This is a genomic window from Anaerococcus groningensis, assembly GCF_046365465.1.
Taxonomy (GTDB): domain Bacteria; phylum Bacillota; class Clostridia; order Tissierellales; family Peptoniphilaceae; genus Anaerococcus; species Anaerococcus groningensis.
The window spans coordinates 1-662 of record NZ_JBGMEG010000019.1; the positions used below are offsets into that span (position 1 = coordinate 1).

The window sequence follows — 662 nt, forward strand, 5'->3', positions numbered from 1 at the left end:
GGATAAGCTAAGCTGCCCGATGGATGGCAGTCTAAGCACAAAGGCTGATTAGTAGGCAAATCCGCTAATCATAAGGCTGATGTGTGATAGGTATCGAAAACATGAGTAGAGAAGTAGCAAATTTCAAATTGCCAAGAAAAGTCACTATCAAGACCAAAGCGCCCGTACCAAAACCGACACAGGTAGGGAGGTAGAGAATACCAAGACGCGCGGAAGAACCTTTGTTAAGGAACTCGGCAAAATGTCCCCGTAACTTCGGGAGAAGGGGAGCCAGAGCGATCTGGCCACAGAAACCAGGCCCAAGCGACTGTTTACCAAAAACACAAGTTTCTGCAAAATCGTAAGATGAAGTATAGGAGCTGACACCTGCCCGGTGCTGGAAGGTTAAGGGGAAGGCTTAGCGTTAAGCGAAGGCTAGAACTTAAGCCCCAGTAAACGGCGGCCGTAACTATAACGGTCCTAAGGTAGCGAAATTCCTTGTCGGGTAAGTTCCGACCCGCACGAAAGGTGTAACGATTTGGGCACTGTCTCAACAAAGGATCCGGTGAAATTGTAGTAGTCGTGAAGATGCGACTTACCCACGCTAGGACGGAAAGACCCCGTGGAGCTTTACTGTAGGCTGATATTGGATTTTGAGATTAGATGTACAGGATAGTTGGGAG

General features: G+C 48.2%; 1 rRNA gene. It reads left to right on the forward strand.

What is annotated here, in order from left to right:
- A 23S ribosomal RNA gene (locus tag AB9Q04_RS08035) occupies positions 1–662 on the forward strand; the annotation flags it as partial.